This window comes from Nocardiopsis coralliicola (assembly GCF_054779695.1).
The window spans coordinates 111,557-127,992 of the sequence record NZ_BAAGXT010000012.1; the positions used below are offsets into that span (position 1 = coordinate 111,557).

Consider the following 16,436-nt stretch of genomic DNA (forward strand, 5'->3'; position numbering starts at 1 on the left):
TCCGGCGTGAATTACATGATGACTCTAGCATAGCTTTGTGATATCACTTTAAAAGAACGCCTGATCGACCAGCACGAGGAGGAGCCATGGCCGGGCAGCGCACCGACACCCGAACCGGCGGCACCCAGGACGCCCGTCCGGAACCGCGCCGGGCAGCGCCGGAAGGCGCCCCGGGCGCAGCGGAAGCGGCGGTGGGCGCCGCCGCTCCGGCGCTCCGGGACGACGTACGGCTCCGTCCGCCGCGGCACCGGGTGGAGCGGCGCGCCATGGCCCACTGGGCTGCGGTCTCCGCCGCGATCGCGGTGCCGGCGGCGGCCCTGCCCGCTGGGCTCGCCGCGGCCGCCGAGGGCTTCGGCATCCTCCCGGCGGCCGCTCCGTGGCTCTGGCTTGCCGCCGCCGCGATCGGCGCGGCAGGCCTGCTCACCACCGCGGTCATGCCGCTCTGGCGCTTCCGCGTGCACCGGTGGGAGGCCACCGGCGGCGCGGTCTACACGGCGACCGGCTGGCTGTGGCAGGAGTGGCGCATCGCCCCGCTCAGCCGCATCCAGACCGTCGACACCGACCGCGGGCCGCTGCAGCGCCTCTTCGGACTGGCCACGCTCACCGTGACCACGGCGTCGGCAGCCGGGCCGCTCCGGGTCTCCGGGCTCGACGCCCGGCACGCCGCCGACCTGGCGCACCGCCTGTCCGACTCCGCCGGGGCCGTCCCCGGCGATGCCACCTGAAGGACGTGACGAGCATGCGCGACACCACTGCACCCCGAACCGCACCCGGAACCGCAGGCGGCGGGCGCGCCGGCGCGGCCCCGGCGGGCACGGCGGGCCCGGCGCCCGCCCGAGCGGTATCCGCCCGCTCTGCGCCCGGCTCCGCACCGCCCGGCGCAGACAGCCCGGACGGCGGCTGGCTCCGGCTCAGCCCGCTCACCGTGGCCGCCAGCGCCGCCGTGGTGGTGCTGGTCGTGGCCGTTCCGGCGGTGGCCGGCACCGCCGTGCTCGGGTTCTTCGGCCTGCTCTGGCCGTGGGGCGCGCTCACATTCCTGGCCGGGACGCTGCTCGCCGGCGTCCTGATCGGCGACGCAGCAGTGCGCCACCGGCTCACCCGCTACCGGGTCACACCGGACCGGGTCGAGATGGAGTCGGGCGTCCTGGCCCGCACCCACCGCTCGCTCCGCCGCGACCGGGTGCGCAGCGTCGACGCCGCCGCACCGCTCTGGGCGCGCCCGTTCGGGCTGCGCAAGGTCACGGTCGGCACCGGCCAGGACGCCGGCGACGGCGACGAGGCCGTGCTGGAGCTGGTCACCGCCGACGAGTCCGAGCGCCTGCGCCGCACCCTGCTCCAGCGCACCAGCTCTGCCGGGCACGCGGCCGCGGACCCCGGCGCGGCGGAGCAGGGGGGCACCTCGGCGGAGGCGCCCGTCCTCGCCTCGCTGCACAAGCCGTGGCTAGCCTACGGTGCGCTCTCGCCCGCGTCCCTGGCCGCCGGATACGCGATCCTCCTCGCCGTGCTCGGCGTCGCCGCCCAGGTCGCCTTCGAGGGGTTCACCCAGCAGGCCGTCGGCGCCGTCGGCTCGCTGACCGCCCGGGCCGTCCCCGCCATCGCCGCGGCCGTGCTGGGCGCGCTCGCGCTGGGCGTGCTCGGCGCGCTCGCCCTGCACACCGAGGCGTGGTGGGACTACCGGCTCACCCGCGAGCCCGACGGCACTCTGCGGGTCCGCCGCGGGCTGGCCAACCTGAGCTCGGTCTCCATCGAGGAGGGCCGGATGCGCGGTGTGCGCGTGCACGAGCCGCTGCCGCTGCGCTGGGCCGGAGCCGCCTCGGTGGCGGCCATCGCGACCGGGCTCACCGAGTCCTCGCAGAAGGCCGGCCTCGTGCCGAAGCGCACGCTCACCCCGGAGATGCCGCGGGAGCGCGCGCTCGCGGTGGCGGCCGAGGCGACCGGCGGTGCACAGATCCCCGCACTGGCGCCGCACCCCAAGGCCGCGCTCCGCCGCCGGGTTGTGCGCGCCGCCTTCGCCGTCCTCGCCGTCGCGGCGGCCGGAACCGGTGCGGCGCTGCTGCCGTTCACCAGCGCGCCGGCCACGGCCGCCGGCACCGCCGCGGCCGCCCTGCTGACCGCCGCGGTGGGCGGGGCGTGGGCCCGCAGCTCCTACCGGGGCCTGGGCCACGGCCTCGACCGGACCTTCCTCTACCTGCGCCGCGGCGGTCCGGCCCGGTCGACCGACGCACTGCGCCGGGACGGCGTGATCGGCTGGTCGATCCGGCGGACGCCGTTCCAGCGCCGCGCCGGCCTGGCGACGCTGGGCGCGTTCGTCGCCGCGGGCGGCGGCGTGCACCGGACCGCCGACATGGCCCAGGGGCGCGCCGTGGCCTTCGCCGACGCCGCGGTCCCCGGCCTGCTGGAGCCGTTCCTCGTCAGCGGGGCCGGCGAGGCGGAGTGAGCAGCGGGACGGCCACGCGCTCCCCCGCGCACGGACCTGGTGCGGCCGCGCCCGACCACCGGCGCGGCCGCCCGTGCTTCCCCGGCAGGCGCGCCCGGCGGCCGCGCTGCCGCCGGGCGCGCCGCGGCATTCGCCGCGGGGACAACCGATAGCGTTGTCCGCATAGGCGGTGATTCCGCGGATCCGCGCCCAATGGACCCGCCGTGTGCCCCAATCGGCCGCGGCGGCCGGCGCTCAGCCGATAGGGTTCGATGCGCGATCTCCGCCGCACCCGCCACTCCGATGAGGGAGGCTCCGCTGTGTCCGAGCCGGTCCGCCTGCTCTGCCCCCTCGGGCGCAAATACGGCGAGCTGTGGGGCGGTGCCGCGCTCGCCGCCGTCGGCATCGCGGTCCTCGCCAGCGCGTGGGACCACTGGGCCGGGCTCGTCCTGGGCATCCTGCTGGCCGCCGCCGGCGTGGCGCTGGCCGGGCACGGAGCCACCCTGCACGCGCCGGTCATCGAGGTCGACGCCGACGAGTTCGTCTACGCGCGCGGCCGCTACCACGTCACCGTGCCGCGGGACCGGATCGGCTCCTACGCCATGCTGACCGGCCGCACCCGCTCGCTCGCGCTGTACGACCCGGCCGGGCGGCCGCTGAAGTTCCCCTCCACCGAGGGCCGCCGGGCGTCCCGTCCCTACCTCTCCCTCACCGGCCTGACCTCGCCGGACAAGGTCGAGATGTTCATGGGCGGCGCGGGCATCCCGCCGCGGGACCGCTCGCTCACCGCCGGGTCCTGACGCTCCGCGCAGCCGGGAGCCCCGGCGCAGAGCGGCGGCCGCACCCCTGCAGGCGCGGCCGCCGCGGGCAGCACCGCTCGGCAGCGCCACCGCTCGGAGAATCCGGTGCTGCTAGAACTCGAGCCCCTCGGCGTCTTCGCCCATGGTCGTCTCGAGGAACCCGGGGTTGTCGGCGAGCCACGCGCGGGCGCCGGCCTCATGGTCGTCCTCGTTGTCGATCAGCACGACCGACTCGAGCTCCTGCAGCTGCTCGTCGTCGAGCTCGAACTCCTGCAGCCAGGCGTTGAGCTCGGAGAAGTCCTCGCCGAAGCCCTCGCGGCCGACCATGTGGATGCTCTCGGCCTCGCCCATCGCCCCCTCGGGGTCCTCCAGGTCCTTGAGGTCGTACTTGGAGTACTCGATGTGCGGCCGCCACAGGGTCACCACGATGGGCTCCTCCTCGGCGACGGCGGACTCCAGCTCCTGGAGCATCGCCGGGGTGGAGGAGGTGACCAGCTCGTAGTCGTCCTCCAGGCCATAGGTCGGCATCGCGCTGTCCTGGACCTTCTGCACGATGCCCGATCCCGACTCGATGCCCACGATGCGGCCGTCGAACAGGTCGGCGCTGCCCTTGAGGTCGGCGATACTGTCCACCTCGTCCACGTAGGACGGGACGGTCAGCTGGAGCGAGGCGTTGTCGTTCCAGCTGCCGAGGTCCTCCAGCTGGTCGCCGTACTCCTCCCAGTAGCCGGCGTGGGTCTCCGGCAGCCAGGTGTCCAGGAACAGGTCGATGTCGCCGTTCACGGCGCCCTGGTACATCGGCGCGACGTCGACCTCTTCGACGTTGACCGTGTAGCCCTTCTCCTCCAGGATCACCTTCCACAGGTTGGTGACCGCGATGTCCTCCTCCCACGGGATGAGGCCGATGCTGATCTCCTGGCCGCCCCCTTCGCCGCCTTCCGGGCCGGTGGCGACACCGCCACCGCCGCCGCAGCCGGCCAGCAGCACGGCGGAGGAGGCCAGCGCGCTGACGGGCAGCCAGCAGGAGCGTCGGGATCGACTGGTGGTTACGGTATTCACGGTTCTCCCTCGGGGATGTCCTGCGGCGTCCGCGCAGGGGCCGGCCGTGCCCGGGGCACGTCCGGCGGCTGTTCACCGGTGGTGGTGGGGGCGGGCGGCCCGCGGCCGCCGGCTGCCCGGGCGGGTGCCCTCAGAACTCGAGGCCGTCGGCGTCTTCGCCCATGGCGGTCTCGAGGAACTCGGGGTTGTCGGCGAGCCACGCGCGGGCGCCGGCCTCGTGGTCGTCCTCGTGGTCGACGAGGACGACCGACTCCAGGTCCTCGATCTCCTCGTTGCCGAGCTCCATGCTGCCGAGCCATTCGGCGACCTCGGGGTAGTCCTCGGTGAAGCCCGCCCGGCCGGCGGCGTGCAACGACTCGGCGTCGCCCATCGCGCCCTCGGGGTCCTCCAGGTCCTTGAGGTCGTACTTGGAGTACTCGATGTGCGGGTGCCACATCGTCACGAGGATGGGCTCCTCGTCGGCGATCGCGGTCTCCAGCTCCTGGAGCATCGCCGGGGTGGAGGAGGTGACCAGCTCGTAGTCGTCCTCCAGGCCGTAGGCCGGCATGGCCTCGCCCTCAACCTGCTGCACGATGCCGGACCCGGCTTCGATACCGACGATGCGGCCGTCGAACAGGTCGGCGCTGCCCTTGAGGTCGGCGATGCTGTCGACCTCGTCCACGTAGGACGGGACGGTCAGCTCCAGCGACGCCGTGTCGTTCCACGCGCCGAGGTCCTCCAGCTGGTCGCCGTACTGGTCCCAGTAGTCCTCGTGGGTGGTGGGCAGCCACACGTCGAGGTACAGGTCGAGGTCGCCGTTTGCCACGGCTTCGAAGGTGGGCGCCACGTCGACCTCCTCGATGGTGACCGTGTAGCCCTTCTCCTCCAGGATCACCTTCCACAGGTTGGTGACGACGATGTCGTCCTCCCAGGGGATCATGCCGATGCTGATCTCCTTGCCTCCCTCACCTCCCTCCGGGCCGGTGGCGACCCCGCCGCCTCCGCTGCAGCTGGCCAGCAGAACGGCCGAGGAGGCCAGCGCGCCGAGGGGCAGCCAGCGGGGACTCCGGGGAAGGGAAGCCATCCGAACCATCTCCTTGCGGGGGGCGCGGCCGGCGGGACGGCCGCAGGCGGTGGGTGTGCGGGCGGGGGAAGGCGGGCGCGCTGGCTCGTCCGAACCGGTTTTCGGCGCAGCAAGGCCCCGCCGGCGGACCGACGGGGCCGGTTGTGCAGGTGCGCGGCTGCGCATACGTCAGGCGGAGATCAGAACTCCAGGCCCTCGGCGTCCTCGCCCATGACGGTCTCGAGGAAGTCCGGGTTCTCCTTCAGCCACTGGCGGGCGCCGGCCTCGTGGTCGTCCTCGTTGTCGAGCAGGACGGCGGTCTCCAGCTCCTGGATCTGGTCGTCCGACAGCTCGAAGCCCTCCATCCACTTGGTGACCTCGGGGAAGTCCTCGCCGAAGCCCGCGCGGCCGACCGAGTGGATGCTCTCGGCCTCGCCCATCGCGCCGTCCGGGTCCTCCAGGTCCTTGAGGTCGTACTTGGAGTACTCGATGTGCGGCCGCCACAGGGTGACCAGGATCGGCTCCTCGTCGGCGATCGCGGTCTCCAGCTCCTGGAGCATCGCCGGGGTGGAGGACTTGACCAGCTCGTAGTCCTCCAGGCCGTAGGTCGGGATGGCCTCGTTCTCGACCTGCTGCACCAGGCCGGAGCCGGCCTCGATGCCGACGATGCGGCCGTCGAACAGGTCGGCGTTGTCCTTGAGGTCGGCGATGCTGTCCACCTCGTCCACGTAGGACGGGACGGTCAGCTCCAGCGAGGCGTTCTCGTTCCAGGTGCCGAGGTCCTCCAGCTGGTCGCCGTACTGGTCCCAGTACTCCCCGTGGGTCGTGGGCAGCCAGGTGTCCAGGAACAGGTCGATGTCGCCGTTGGAGACGCCTTCGAAGGTCGGTGCGACGTCGACCTCTTCGACGTTGACCGTGTAGCCCTTCTCTTCGAGGATCACCTTCCACATGTTGGTGACCGCGATGTCCTCTTCCCAGGGGATCATGCCGATGCTGATCTCCTGGCCGCCCTCTTCGCCGCCTTCGGGGCCGGTGGCGACGCCGCCACCGCCGCCGCAGGCTCCAGCGAAGAGCATGAGCGACGCGGATGCCGCGCCGACGGCCAGGAAACGACGGGATCGGATGCGGGTGCGCATGTCCTTCTCCTCTGTGCTGGGTGAACGGTGATCCGGCGGAGTGGCCCGGAACCGCGGGCCGCCTCCGCCGGCAGCGGGGTCAGGCCGCGCGGGCCGCACGGGCCGCGGGGGAGAAGCGGGTGACCGCCCCGGTGAGGCGGTCCAGGTAGATCGCCAGGATGACGACGGCGATGCCGCCCTCGAAGCCGACGGGGATGTTGCCCTGCGCGATACCGGTGTAGACGTCGTTGCCCAGACCGCCCGCGCCGACCATGCCGGCGATGACGACCATGGACAGGCTCAGCATGATGACCTGGTTGACGCCGGCCATGATGGTGGTCAGTGCCAGCGGCAGCTGGATCCGGCGGAGGATCTGCATGTCCGGCGCGCCGAACGCCTCGCCGGCCTCCACCAGCTCCTTGTCGACCTGGCGGATGCCCAGCTCGGTGAGGCGGACACCGGGCGGCATGGCGAAGATGACCGTCGCGATGACGCCGGGCACCGCGCCGATGCTGAAGAACGCGATCGCCGGCAGCAGGTAGACGAAGGCGGGCAGCGTCTGCATGAAGTCGAGGATCGGCTTCACGACGGTGCTGACACGGTCGCTCTTCGCGGCCAGGATGCCGATCGGGATGGAGATGATGACCGCGACGAACGTCGCCACGACGATCAGCGCGAGGCTGTTCATCGCGTTCTCCCACTTGTCCATGCTCATGATGAGCAGGAAGCCGAGGACGGTGAACAGGCCGACCTTCCAGCTCGCGATAACGGTCGCGAGCAGCGCGAACAGCAGCATGTTCAGCAGCGCCAGCTGGACTCCGGCGACGAAGTGCAGCACCAGGAAGGCGAAGAGCGCCACCGTGGTGATCGCCGCCAGCAGCTCCTGGCGGGTGTTGCGGCCCTGGACGAAGCTGAGCACCAGCAGCGCGATCAGCAGCAGCAGCGCGGCGATCAGCGGCGGGTAGACGTACTCGGAGCCGAACAGCGCCATGAACGGCTGGAAGAGCGCGGCGGGCAGGTTGGTCACGATCAGAGTGACCAGGCCGAACAGCAGCTCTCCGACGTAGAGCACCGCCCACACGGCGACGGCGATCAGTACCGACTGGCGCTTGCCGCGCAGGTAGAGCGCGACGCCGATGATGGCGGCCGCGAGCAGCGTGTACTGCGTCGCCGAGGTCTCGGCGAACAGGCCGAACAGGGCGTCGACGAAGGTGCGGATGACGACGCCGGCCGCGTCGAAGACGGCGCTGAGCGAGACGCGCATCCACTGGATCGCGGCCTCGAAGGCGTCACCGACGGGGATCCGCGGAATCGCGATGGTCAGCGGGTTCACTTCGCGCCCCCTTCCTCGTCAGAGGCAGCTGAGCCGACGGCATCGCCGCTCTCGCTGCTCTCTGCGGCGTCGGTGCCGGCGGCGTCGGTGGCGTCGGCGGCGCTGACAGCGCCGGAGCCGGCCGGGGCCTCGCCGCTGCCGTTGTCCGGCGCGAGCGCGGCCAGCAGCGTGCCCCGCGGGATCACGCCGACCAGGCGCTCGCCCTCGTCCACGACGGCCAGCGGGAACGTGCTCTCCGCGGCCTGGCCGAACAGGTCGGCGACGGCGGTGTCGGGGGAGACGCGCTCGATCTCGGTGTCGGTGAGCGAGGCCAGATCGCTCTTGTTCGCGCGCACGGCCTCGGCGACCGCGCCCTCGCGCAGGCCGCCGACGAGGCGGCGGTCGTTGCGCCGCACGAACGCGTAGGAGGTCTGGTTCTCGCGCATCGTCCGCAGTGCGGCGCGCGGGCCGTTGTCCGGCGCCACGACCGGGATCGGCTGCTCCATCACCGACGACGCCGTGAGCACGCGGGTGCGGTCGACGTCCTCGACGAACTGGGCCACGTAGTCGTTGGCCGGGTCGTTGAGGATCTCCTCGGCGCTGCCGATCTGCGCGACGCGCCCGTCGCGCAGCACGCAGATCCGGTCGCCGAGGCGCATGGCCTCGTTGAGGTCGTGGGTGATGAAGACGATGGTCTTGCCGAGCGACTCCTGCAGCTCCAGCAGCTGGGTCTGCATGTCGCGTCGGATCAGCGGGTCCAGCGCGCTGAACGCCTCGTCCATCAGGATGATGTCGGTGTCGGCCGCCAGCGCGCGGGCCAGGCCGACGCGCTGCTGCATACCGCCGGACAGCTGGCCGGGGACCTTGTCCTCCCAGCCGGCGAGTCCGACCAGCTCCAGCGCCTCCTGGGCCTTGGCCTCGCGCTCCTCGCGGTCGACCCCGCGCACCTCCAGGCCGTACGCCGCGTTGTCGCGCACCGTGCGGTGCGGGAACAGCGCGAAGTGCTGGAAGACCATGCTGATCTTCTCGCTGCGCAGGTTGCGCAGGCCCGACTTCGACAGGCTGGTGATGTCGGTGCCGCCGACTTCGACCGTGCCCGACGTGGGGCGCCACAGGCCGTTGAGCATGCGGATCAGCGTCGACTTGCCGGAGCCGGACAGGCCCATGACGACGAAGATCTCGCCCGGCTCGACCTCGAACGACACGTCGATGACCGCCGCCGTGACGCCGAGATCGGAGATCTCGTCCCGGTGGCGGCCGTCGGCGAGCAGGTCGACAGCCTTGTCGGCCCGCTTCCCGAACACTTTGTAGAGATTCTCTGCACGAACTGCTGGCACGGTCTCCTCTTAGCCTCGTTGCTCACCAGGGACCGGAGGCAGCGCAGACCCCTCGTCCGGCCGCCCTCGGCACCCTTGCCCTCCGGCACTGGGGCGAAACGGCGCGCGAGGCTGCACCCCGTCGTCCCGGGCCCGGCTCCCCCCGGGGCCCTCAGGCGCACGGTGCGGCGCGTGCCGCCCACCGCGCCTTAAGTCCTTTTTATGGCTTTACGGACATTACCGAGCTAAGCTTATCTGCCGCCCCGCGGAGATCACGGGAAAGTAACACGTTTAGCCTGGTCGCGGCGCGCAAGGCGAGGCGGGCCCCGCAACGGGCGCGGGCGAACGCGGCGAAATGTGATCTATGCCACTTGGGCAAAAGGTGTGAATCGTGTCACACAAATCCCGGTCAAGGCAGGTCCGGCGGCCACCCTTCGCACCCCTTCGGTCCGGATACGTCACCGCGACGCACAGAGGCCGGATTCGTCCTAGGTCGCCGGCCGGCCGTCGCATACCCTCGGAAGGGTGACGCACTCCCGGATAGTCGCCATACTCGCCGTCGCGGGCTTCGCCGCGGCGATGTGGGTGTTCGAGCTCGTCGACTTCCTACTCGGGGGCGCCCTCGACATGGTCTTCGGCCTGCGCTCCTGGAACGCCGACGCGCCCTGGACGATCGCGACCGCCCCGTTCATGCACGCCGACTTCGCCCACCTCATGAGCAACACGGTGCCGCTGCTGGTGCTGGGGGCGCTGGTCGCCTTCAGCGGCCTGAGCCGCTTCGTGTGGACCACCGTGATCGTGATCCTGGTCAGCGGCGCCGGTGTCTGGCTGTTCTCCGCTCCGGGGACCCTCACCGTCGGTGCGAGCGGCCTGGTCTTCGGCTACTTCGGCTACACGGTGCTGCGCGGAATCGTGGAGCGGAAGACCATCGACATCGTGATCATGGTCTGCGTGATCCTCTTCTACGGGACGCTGATCATCGGCGTCCTCCCGCTCACCGAAGGGGTCTCGTGGCAGGCCCACCTGTTCGGCTTCCTCGGCGGGCTCCTCTCCGCCTGGTTCCTGCCCAGGCGCACCCGGGGTGCCGGCCCCGCCGGGCCCGCCGTCCCGGGTGCCTACGGCCAGCCGCCGGCCGGCGGCTACCACCCGCGCCCCGGCTACGGCCCCACCCCGGGCTACCGCCCCGGCCCGCCGAACACCGGTCCCTACGGTCCGCCGTACGGGCGGTACTAGCGGAACGGGGCCGCCCGGGGGCGGCAGCGCTCCGGGGCACGGCGTACCGGGGACAGGCATGGCGAAGGGGCCGGGCGATCACCGCCCGGCCCCTTCGTGCTGCCGGCAGGCTGCGCCGGTACGGGCGCAGCCGCTGCGCTCAGAAGGAGGCGCGGCTGAACTTGAGGTGGGAGCGCGACGGGGTGGGCCCGCGCTGGTCCTGGTAGCGGGAGCCGTACCGGTCCGAGCCGTAGGGGTACTCGGCGGGCGAGGTCAGCCGGAACATGCACAGCTGGCCGATCTTCATGCCCGGATAGAGCTTCATCGGCAGCGTCGCGACGTTGGACAGCTCCAGCGTCACGTGGCCGGAGAACCCCGGGTCGATGAAGCCGGCCGTGGAGTGCGTCAGCAGCCCGAGCCGGCCGAGCGAGCTCTTGCCCTCGAGGCGGCTCGCGATGTCGTCCGGCAGTGTCACGACCTCGTACGTCGAGGCGAGCACGAACTCCCCCGGGTGCAGCACGAACTCGGAGTCGGGCTCCACGTCGACGAGCCGGGTCAGGTCGGGCTGCTCAGCAGCGGGGTCGATGTGCGGGTACTTGTGGTTCTCGAACACCCGGAAGAACCGGTCCAGCCGCACGTCGATACTGGACGGCTGGACGAGACCCGGGTCATAGGGGTCGATCCGCACCCGCCCGGCCTCGATCTCGGCCCGGATATCCCCATCTGAGAGCAGCACGCTCCGAACCTACCTGCTCCGTCCCCCCAGCCCGGCCAGATCCGGCCCGGCCGATTACCGCTCCCACCCGCCATCCGCTAAGCTGTCCACTGTCGGGTACTCCCCGCACGCGGATGTAGTTCAATGGCAGAACTTCAGCTTCCCAAGCTGATAACGCGGGTTCGATCCCCGTCATCCGCTCCAGCAACGACGAAAGCCAGGTCACACCGGGAAACCGGGGCCTGGCTTTCGTCGTTTACTGGGGCTTCCCGGAGGCGTGACGCACACGCGGCGGATGCGGCCGGTGGGCACGTCTGCGGGACGGGCGGGGTCAGGGGAGGTCCCACACCCGGACCGTGCCGTTGGCGTGGCCCGCTGCGAGTGTGTCGCCGTCCGGGTTGAACGCCAGGGACAGTACTGAATCGTCTTCCTTCGGGGGAATCTCGGCGGTCCGCTTCCAGGTTGCGGTGTCCCAGAGGCGTATGGTGCCGCTGTTGTGGCCGGTGGCGAGCGTGCCGCTGTCGGGACTGAACGCCGCCGAAAGCACGCCGTCCTCCTGCCGCCAGTCCGGGAGGCCGGTGCGTTCTTCCCATGTCCCGGTGTCCCAGACATCGAGGCCGCCGGAGACCGCGGCAAGCATCGAGTTGTCCGGGCTGAACACGACCGCTTCGTAGGACGGTCCCTCGGTGACGAGGGCGTCGACCTCTTCGAGGGTGGCGGCGTCCCACAGCCGGATGGCACCGCCGTCGCTGTCCTCGACGACCTCGGAGGTGTCCACCGCGGTACTGGTTGCGATCACCGAGGCGTCCGGGCTGTAGGCCACCGAGGTCATGTAGTCGCCGGGACCGGAGAATTCGGCGGACTCCGCACCAGTTGCGGTGTCCCACAACCGCACCCGCCCAACCGGGTCGCTGGCGGCCACGGTGTCCCCGCCCGTGGTGAGCGCGACCGCGGTGATCCAGTCCTCGTCCTCAAGGGTCTGCGTCTTCTCCCAGGTACCGGTGTCCCAGACTTCGAGCGATTCTCCCCCGGTGGCGAGGAGGTCCCCCGCGCCGTTGAACGCCGCCACGGGCGAGCCTTGGGTCAGCAGGTCGTCTTCCTCGATGAGAGTGCGGTCCCGCTCCCAGCTGCCGGTGTCCCACAGCTCCACCGTGCCGCCCTCGTAGGCGGTGACCAGAGTGGACCCGTCCGGACTGAAGGCCACCGTGACCACCCACTCCTCGTATTCAGCGAAGGTGGCCGCAAGCTCGGGGCCGCCGGCGTCGCCTGCGGGCGCGGCGTTGTCGCCTTGCGCGCGCAGCGCGACGGCGCCCACTGCGGCGGCGGTGCTGACCGCGACGAAAGCCGACGCGGCGATCCAGAGCGCTCTCCGCCGCGATCCGCCGGAACGAGCGGCTGCCGCGCCGTCCGCCGGCGTCCGTGTCGGGGCACCGGCAACCCGGCGAGTGGGTTCGAGGAAGGTCGGCGCCGGCGGCCCCGCGGCATGCGTGACCGCGTCGGGCCCGATTCCGCCGGCGGGTTCCCGGGGAGTACCGGGCGGCGGATCAGCGGGGCGGTCGATGTGCGCGGCGAACCGGGCGAGGACCGCCTCCGCGGTGGGCCGCCGGTGCGGGACATGGTTCCAGCACTCCGCGGTCAGCGCCCGGATCTCCGGGTCCATGTCGCCGGGGTCGGGAGGCGGGCCGATGAGGCGGCGCACGGTGGCCGCCATGGAGTCCCCGTTGAAGGGGTTGGTGCCGGTGGCGGCGAAGGCGAGGACGGTGCCGAGGGAGAACAGGTCCGAGGCCGGCCCGACGTGGGAGTTCTCGGTCTGCTCGGGGGACATGTAGGGCAGGGTGCCGAACACGGCCTCGTGGGTCGTCAGGCTCTCCGAGTCCATCGGGCGGGCGATGCCGAAGTCGATGATCCGCGGCCCGTCGGCGCTGAGGATGATGTTCCCCGGCTTCAGGTCGCGGTGGACCAGGCCGCAGGCGTGCACCGCCTGGAGTCCCTCCGCCAGTCCAGCCGCAAGCGTGCGCAGCGCAGCGGATGGAAGCGGCCCCTCGTCGCGCACCGCACGGTCCAGGGTGGGGCCGGGGATATACGCGGTGGCGACCCAGGCCGGCTCCCCGTCCGGATCGGCGTCGACGACCGGCGCAGTATGGAATCCCCCCACCCGCCGCGCGGCCTCGACCTCCCGGGAGAACCGGGCCCGGAAGCCCTCCTCCCGGGCCAGCGCCGGCCGGATGACCTTGATGGCGACCTGGCGCCCCGATGCGGTGCTGCCGAGGTAGACCCGGCCCATCCCGCCCTCGCCCAGCCGGCGGGTCAGCCGGTATCCGCCGATCCGCTCGGGATCCGCCGGCTCCAGCCCCTCCAGCTCCATCGCCCTCCCTCACGGAGCCCAGGCCGGCCAGGAGCGCAGCCGTCCCGCCACCCCTGGCAGGACCCCATAACGGTAGACAGAGCGGCACCGCGAAGGAACGTCCCGTCACCAGATCGCAACCAATCCCCCGAAACTGCGCCGGAGCGTGCACTCCGGACGCCGCGGATGCCGAGGGCGCGGAGGTAGCGGGGGCGCCCGTCGGACGCAGCTCCCCCTTCGACCCGCTCCGGGAGCTCTGCGGGAGAACCACTCGGAGCTGGGCTTATGACGGGGGTCATGCGCGGCCTCGCGGAATGTCATCGCGGAGTGGTGACGCGCGTGCACTGTGCTGTCGCGGCTCGGGCGGATGGGATTGGGGCATGTCAGCAGGCCGCAAGGGCGGCCCCAGTCCGCACGGAGGAGAGACGGCATGGCACTGCCCGACAGGATCGCGGTTGAGGACTTCTTCGGATCGCCGGAACGTGCGGGGGCGGCGATCGCGCCGGACGGGCTGCGGATCGCCTACCTGGCGCCGTGGAAGAACCGGCTCAACGTGTGGGTGGCCGACCTCGGCGGCGAGGGGACTGACCGGTGCGTCTCGTTCGAGGAGCGCAGCGTGCTGAGCTTCGAGTGGGCCGACGACGCGCGCCACATCCTCTACCTGCAGGACACTGGCGGGGACGAGAACTGGCACGTGTTCCGCATCGACCTGGAGGCCCCGGGGGCGGCCGCGGTGGACATGACACCGTTCCCCGGCGCGCGGGTCGTGTCCATGGACAAGGCCGTCGGCCGCCCGGGGAAGATGACGCTGCTGCTCAACGCACGCACACCCGGGGAGTTCGACCTGCACGAGCTGGACGTGGCAAGCGGTGAGCTCACGATGCTCGCGCGCAGCCCCGGTCCCGGCCAGAGCGTGTTCGAGGTGGGTGAGGGGCAGTGGTTCTCCAGCTCCCTGGCCGAGAACGGCGATACCGAGTTCGCGCGGGTGGACCCCGAGACCGGCGAGCGGCGCCCGGTGGTGCGGCTCAAGGGCGACGACTTCCCCATGGGCGCCTACCCGTCGGAGTTCACCCCCGACGGGACCGGAATGCTGATCGGCTCCAACAGCGGAACGGACCGCACCCGGCTCGTCCGGATCGACCTGGCGACCGGTGCCCAGACCGAGGTGGACAGCCATCCGGAGTACGACATCGACCCGCGGGCCCAGGCGTTCCCCACCCTGCCGGCGCCGCTGATCACCGACCGCAGGGGCGAGCTGCTCGGGGTGCGCTACTACGGCGAGCGCCAGGTGATCCATCCGCTGGACCCGCACTTCGCGGAGGTGCTGGCGCACCTGGAGGCGCTGTCCGACGGCGACGTCGGCGCGCTCTCCTGCGACGACAGCGGGATGCGCTGGACCGTCTCCTTCGTGCACGACCGGGACCCGGGCGTCACCTGGTTCTACGACCACGCCACCGGGGAATCGCGAATGCTGTTCCGCCCCTACCCGCACCGGGACCCCGAGGCCATGGCCCCGATGCAGCCGGTCACCATCACCGCGCGCGACGGGCTCCGGCTCCCGTCGTACCTGACCCTCCCCGTGGGCATCGAACCCCGCGCCCTGCCGCTGGTGCTCTGCGTACACGGCGGCCCGTGGGCCCGGGACTCCTGGGGCTTCCACACCGCGGCGCAGCTGTTCGCCAACCGCGGCTACGCCGTGCTGATGGTCAACTTCCGCGGATCGACCGGCTTCGGCCGGGCCCACACCGAGGCGGCGATCGGCGAGTTCGCCGGCGCCATGCACGACGACCTGATCGACGCGGTGGACTGGGCGGTCGGAGAGGGCTACGCCGACCCGGAGCGGGTGGCGATCGTGGGCGGCTCCTACGGGGGCTACGCCGCGCTGGTGGGTGTCACCTTCACTCCCGACCGCTTCGCCGCGGCCATCGACCTGGTGGGCATCTCCGACCTCGCCAACTTCATGCGCAATCAGCCGGAGTTCGTCCGGCCGGGCCTGGTCACCAACTGGTACCGCTACGTCGGCGATCCGGACATCCCCGAGCAGGAGGCCGACATGCTGGCCCGCTCGCCGATCAGCCGCATCGACGCCATCCGCACCCCGCTGCTGGTGGTCCAGGGCGCCAACGACGCCCGGGTGGTGCAGGAGGAGTCCGACCGGATCGTCCAGGGGCTCCGCGACCGCGGCGTGGACACCGAGTACATCGTCTTCCCCGACGAGGGCCACGCGCTGGTGAACCCGGAGAACCAGGTCACCGCCTACCGCGCGGCCGACCGCTTCCTCGCCGAGCACCTCGGCGGCCGCTGACGGCTGCGGCGGACCCGCAGCCTCCCGCTACCCGAACGACGGAGTGACTATGCAACCCCCCGAACCGGACCCGAATCCGCACGGCCCGCCCAGCGGCGCCGGCCCCGAAACGAACGGCGCGTCCGCCGATGTGAAGCAGGCGGTGCTGGACGGCGTCGGCGGACCGATGGGGATGGTCTACACGGCCCTGCCCGTCGTCCTCTTCGCGGCCATCACCGGATTCACCGCGCTGCCGGTGGCGATCGGCGTCGCGGTCGCCGCGGCCGTCCTGCTCGCCGTCTTCCGCATGTGGCGCGGCGAGAAGTTCGGCGCCGCCACCGGCGGCGTGATCGGTGTCGCCGCCGCCGGTGCGGTGTCCGCCGCGACCGGCTCGGCCGCCGACTTCTTCCTGATCGGGATCTGGGCCGCGCTGGTGCTCGGCCTGGCCACCCTGGCCACCCTGGTCGCGCGCCGCCCGGTCACCGGCATGATCTGGAACGCGATGCACGGCGGCAGCCACGACTGGCGCGCCGACCGGCCCGTGCTGCTCGCGCACGACCTGGCGACCGGCACGGTGGCCGCCGTCTTCGCCGCCCGCTACATCTCGCAGGAATGGTTCTACCGCGCCGACTCCACCACCGGCCTCGCCATCGCGGACACCGTCACCGGGTTCCCGCTGGCAGCGGTGGCCGCCGTGGTGATCGTCTGGGCATGGCGCAAGTCCACCAAGCGGCTCACCACGACCACCGCCGCGGACCCCGCGCACGACTGAGCGGAGGCGGCACCGCGCGGAGGCCGCGCGGTGCCGCCTCCGCTGCAAC

At 72.0% G+C, this 16,436-nt stretch carries 13 protein-coding genes and 1 tRNA gene; 7 read left to right on the forward strand and 7 right to left on the reverse strand.

Features of this window, described 5'->3' with window-relative positions; translation table 11 throughout:
- Positions 1-266: 266 nt before the first annotated feature.
- From ACYVGT_RS11715 to ACYVGT_RS11725, 3 genes are all read left to right on the forward strand, one after another.
- The gene (locus tag ACYVGT_RS11715) at positions 267-725 is read left to right on the forward strand and encodes a PH domain-containing protein (protein ID WP_460857183.1); all 459 of its coding nucleotides are present in this window, start codon (positions 267-269) and stop codon (positions 723-725) included.
- A gap of 14 nt (positions 726-739) precedes the next feature.
- Positions 740-2,437, forward strand: coding sequence for a PH domain-containing protein (locus ACYVGT_RS11720; protein WP_460857070.1), 1,698 nt, complete (start codon positions 740-742; stop codon positions 2,435-2,437).
- 299 nt (positions 2,438-2,736) lie between these two features.
- Positions 2,737-3,216: a hypothetical protein gene (locus ACYVGT_RS11725; protein ID WP_460857073.1), complete on the forward strand. Its 480-nt coding sequence runs from the start codon at positions 2,737-2,739 to the stop codon at positions 3,214-3,216.
- Between the two features lie 111 nt (positions 3,217-3,327).
- Here ACYVGT_RS11725 and ACYVGT_RS11730 read toward each other — a convergent pair whose 3' ends face one another.
- The 5 genes from ACYVGT_RS11730 to ACYVGT_RS11750 form a co-directional block, all read right to left on the reverse strand.
- A complete protein-coding gene (locus tag ACYVGT_RS11730) occupies positions 3,328-4,275 on the reverse strand; it encodes a glycine betaine ABC transporter substrate-binding protein (RefSeq protein WP_460857077.1) in 948 nt (315 codons plus the stop codon).
- Between the two features lie 130 nt (positions 4,276-4,405).
- Positions 4,406-5,338 (reverse strand): glycine betaine ABC transporter substrate-binding protein, encoded by a 933-nt coding sequence (locus tag ACYVGT_RS11735; RefSeq protein WP_460857079.1) that lies wholly within the window; start codon positions 5,336-5,338, stop codon positions 4,406-4,408.
- Positions 5,339-5,517: 179 nt separating this feature from the next.
- Positions 5,518-6,453, reverse strand: a complete 936-nt coding sequence (locus ACYVGT_RS11740; protein ID WP_460857081.1) for a glycine betaine ABC transporter substrate-binding protein — start codon at positions 6,451-6,453, stop codon at positions 5,518-5,520.
- A gap of 79 nt (positions 6,454-6,532) precedes the next feature.
- A complete protein-coding gene (locus ACYVGT_RS11745; RefSeq protein ID WP_460857084.1) occupies positions 6,533-7,765 on the reverse strand; it encodes an ABC transporter permease in 1,233 nt (410 codons plus the stop codon).
- The gene (locus tag ACYVGT_RS11750; RefSeq protein WP_460857088.1) at positions 7,762-9,048 is read right to left on the reverse strand and encodes a quaternary amine ABC transporter ATP-binding protein; all 1,287 of its coding nucleotides are present in this window, start codon (positions 9,046-9,048) and stop codon (positions 7,762-7,764) included. The genes ACYVGT_RS11745 and ACYVGT_RS11750 overlap by 4 nt, the downstream gene beginning before the upstream one ends.
- A 537-nt stretch (positions 9,049-9,585) precedes the next feature.
- On the opposite strand from ACYVGT_RS11750, the gene ACYVGT_RS11755 reads away from it, so the two are divergent.
- Positions 9,586-10,293 (forward strand): rhomboid family intramembrane serine protease, encoded by a 708-nt coding sequence (locus ACYVGT_RS11755; protein ID WP_460857091.1) that lies wholly within the window; start codon positions 9,586-9,588, stop codon positions 10,291-10,293.
- 139 nt (positions 10,294-10,432) lie between these two features.
- Here ACYVGT_RS11755 and dcd read toward each other — a convergent pair whose 3' ends face one another.
- Positions 10,433-11,008, reverse strand: a complete 576-nt coding sequence (dcd, locus tag ACYVGT_RS11760; RefSeq protein ID WP_460857094.1) for a dCTP deaminase — start codon at positions 11,006-11,008, stop codon at positions 10,433-10,435.
- A gap of 109 nt (positions 11,009-11,117) precedes the next feature.
- On the opposite strand from dcd, the gene ACYVGT_RS11765 reads away from it, so the two are divergent.
- Positions 11,118-11,191: transfer RNA gene (locus ACYVGT_RS11765), tRNA-Gly, on the forward strand.
- A gap of 127 nt (positions 11,192-11,318) precedes the next feature.
- Here the strand turns inward: ACYVGT_RS11765 and ACYVGT_RS11770 are convergent.
- Positions 11,319-13,352 (reverse strand): WD40 repeat domain-containing serine/threonine protein kinase, encoded by a 2,034-nt coding sequence (locus ACYVGT_RS11770; RefSeq protein ID WP_460857097.1) that lies wholly within the window; start codon positions 13,350-13,352, stop codon positions 11,319-11,321.
- A 409-nt stretch (positions 13,353-13,761) separates the two neighbouring features.
- Between ACYVGT_RS11770 and ACYVGT_RS11775 the strand changes: the two genes are divergently transcribed.
- Positions 13,762-15,636 (forward strand): S9 family peptidase, encoded by a 1,875-nt coding sequence (locus ACYVGT_RS11775; protein WP_460857099.1) that lies wholly within the window; start codon positions 13,762-13,764, stop codon positions 15,634-15,636.
- A 49-nt stretch (positions 15,637-15,685) separates the two neighbouring features.
- Positions 15,686-16,387, forward strand: a complete 702-nt coding sequence (locus ACYVGT_RS11780) for a DUF3159 domain-containing protein (RefSeq protein WP_460857101.1) — start codon at positions 15,686-15,688, stop codon at positions 16,385-16,387.
- Positions 16,388-16,436 lie beyond the last annotated feature (49 nt).

What these genes read in the sequence shown, in the direction of transcription:
- ACYVGT_RS11780 (WP_460857101.1), top strand. Translation starts at nt 15,686, where the DNA reads ATGCAACCCCCCGAACCGGACCCGAATCCGCACGGCCCGCCCAGCGGC.
- ACYVGT_RS11740 (WP_460857081.1), bottom strand. Translation starts at nt 6,453, where the DNA reads ATGCGCACCCGCATCCGATCCCGTCGTTTCCTGGCCGTCGGCGCGGCA.
- ACYVGT_RS11715 (WP_460857183.1), top strand. Translation starts at nt 267, where the DNA reads ATGGCCCACTGGGCTGCGGTCTCCGCCGCGATCGCGGTGCCGGCGGCG.
- ACYVGT_RS11720 (WP_460857070.1), top strand. Translation starts at nt 740, where the DNA reads ATGCGCGACACCACTGCACCCCGAACCGCACCCGGAACCGCAGGCGGC.
- ACYVGT_RS11735 (WP_460857079.1), bottom strand. Translation starts at nt 5,338, where the DNA reads ATGGCTTCCCTTCCCCGGAGTCCCCGCTGGCTGCCCCTCGGCGCGCTG.
- ACYVGT_RS11775 (WP_460857099.1), top strand. Translation starts at nt 13,762, where the DNA reads ATGGCACTGCCCGACAGGATCGCGGTTGAGGACTTCTTCGGATCGCCG.
- ACYVGT_RS11770 (WP_460857097.1), bottom strand. Translation starts at nt 13,352, where the DNA reads ATGGAGCTGGAGGGGCTGGAGCCGGCGGATCCCGAGCGGATCGGCGGA.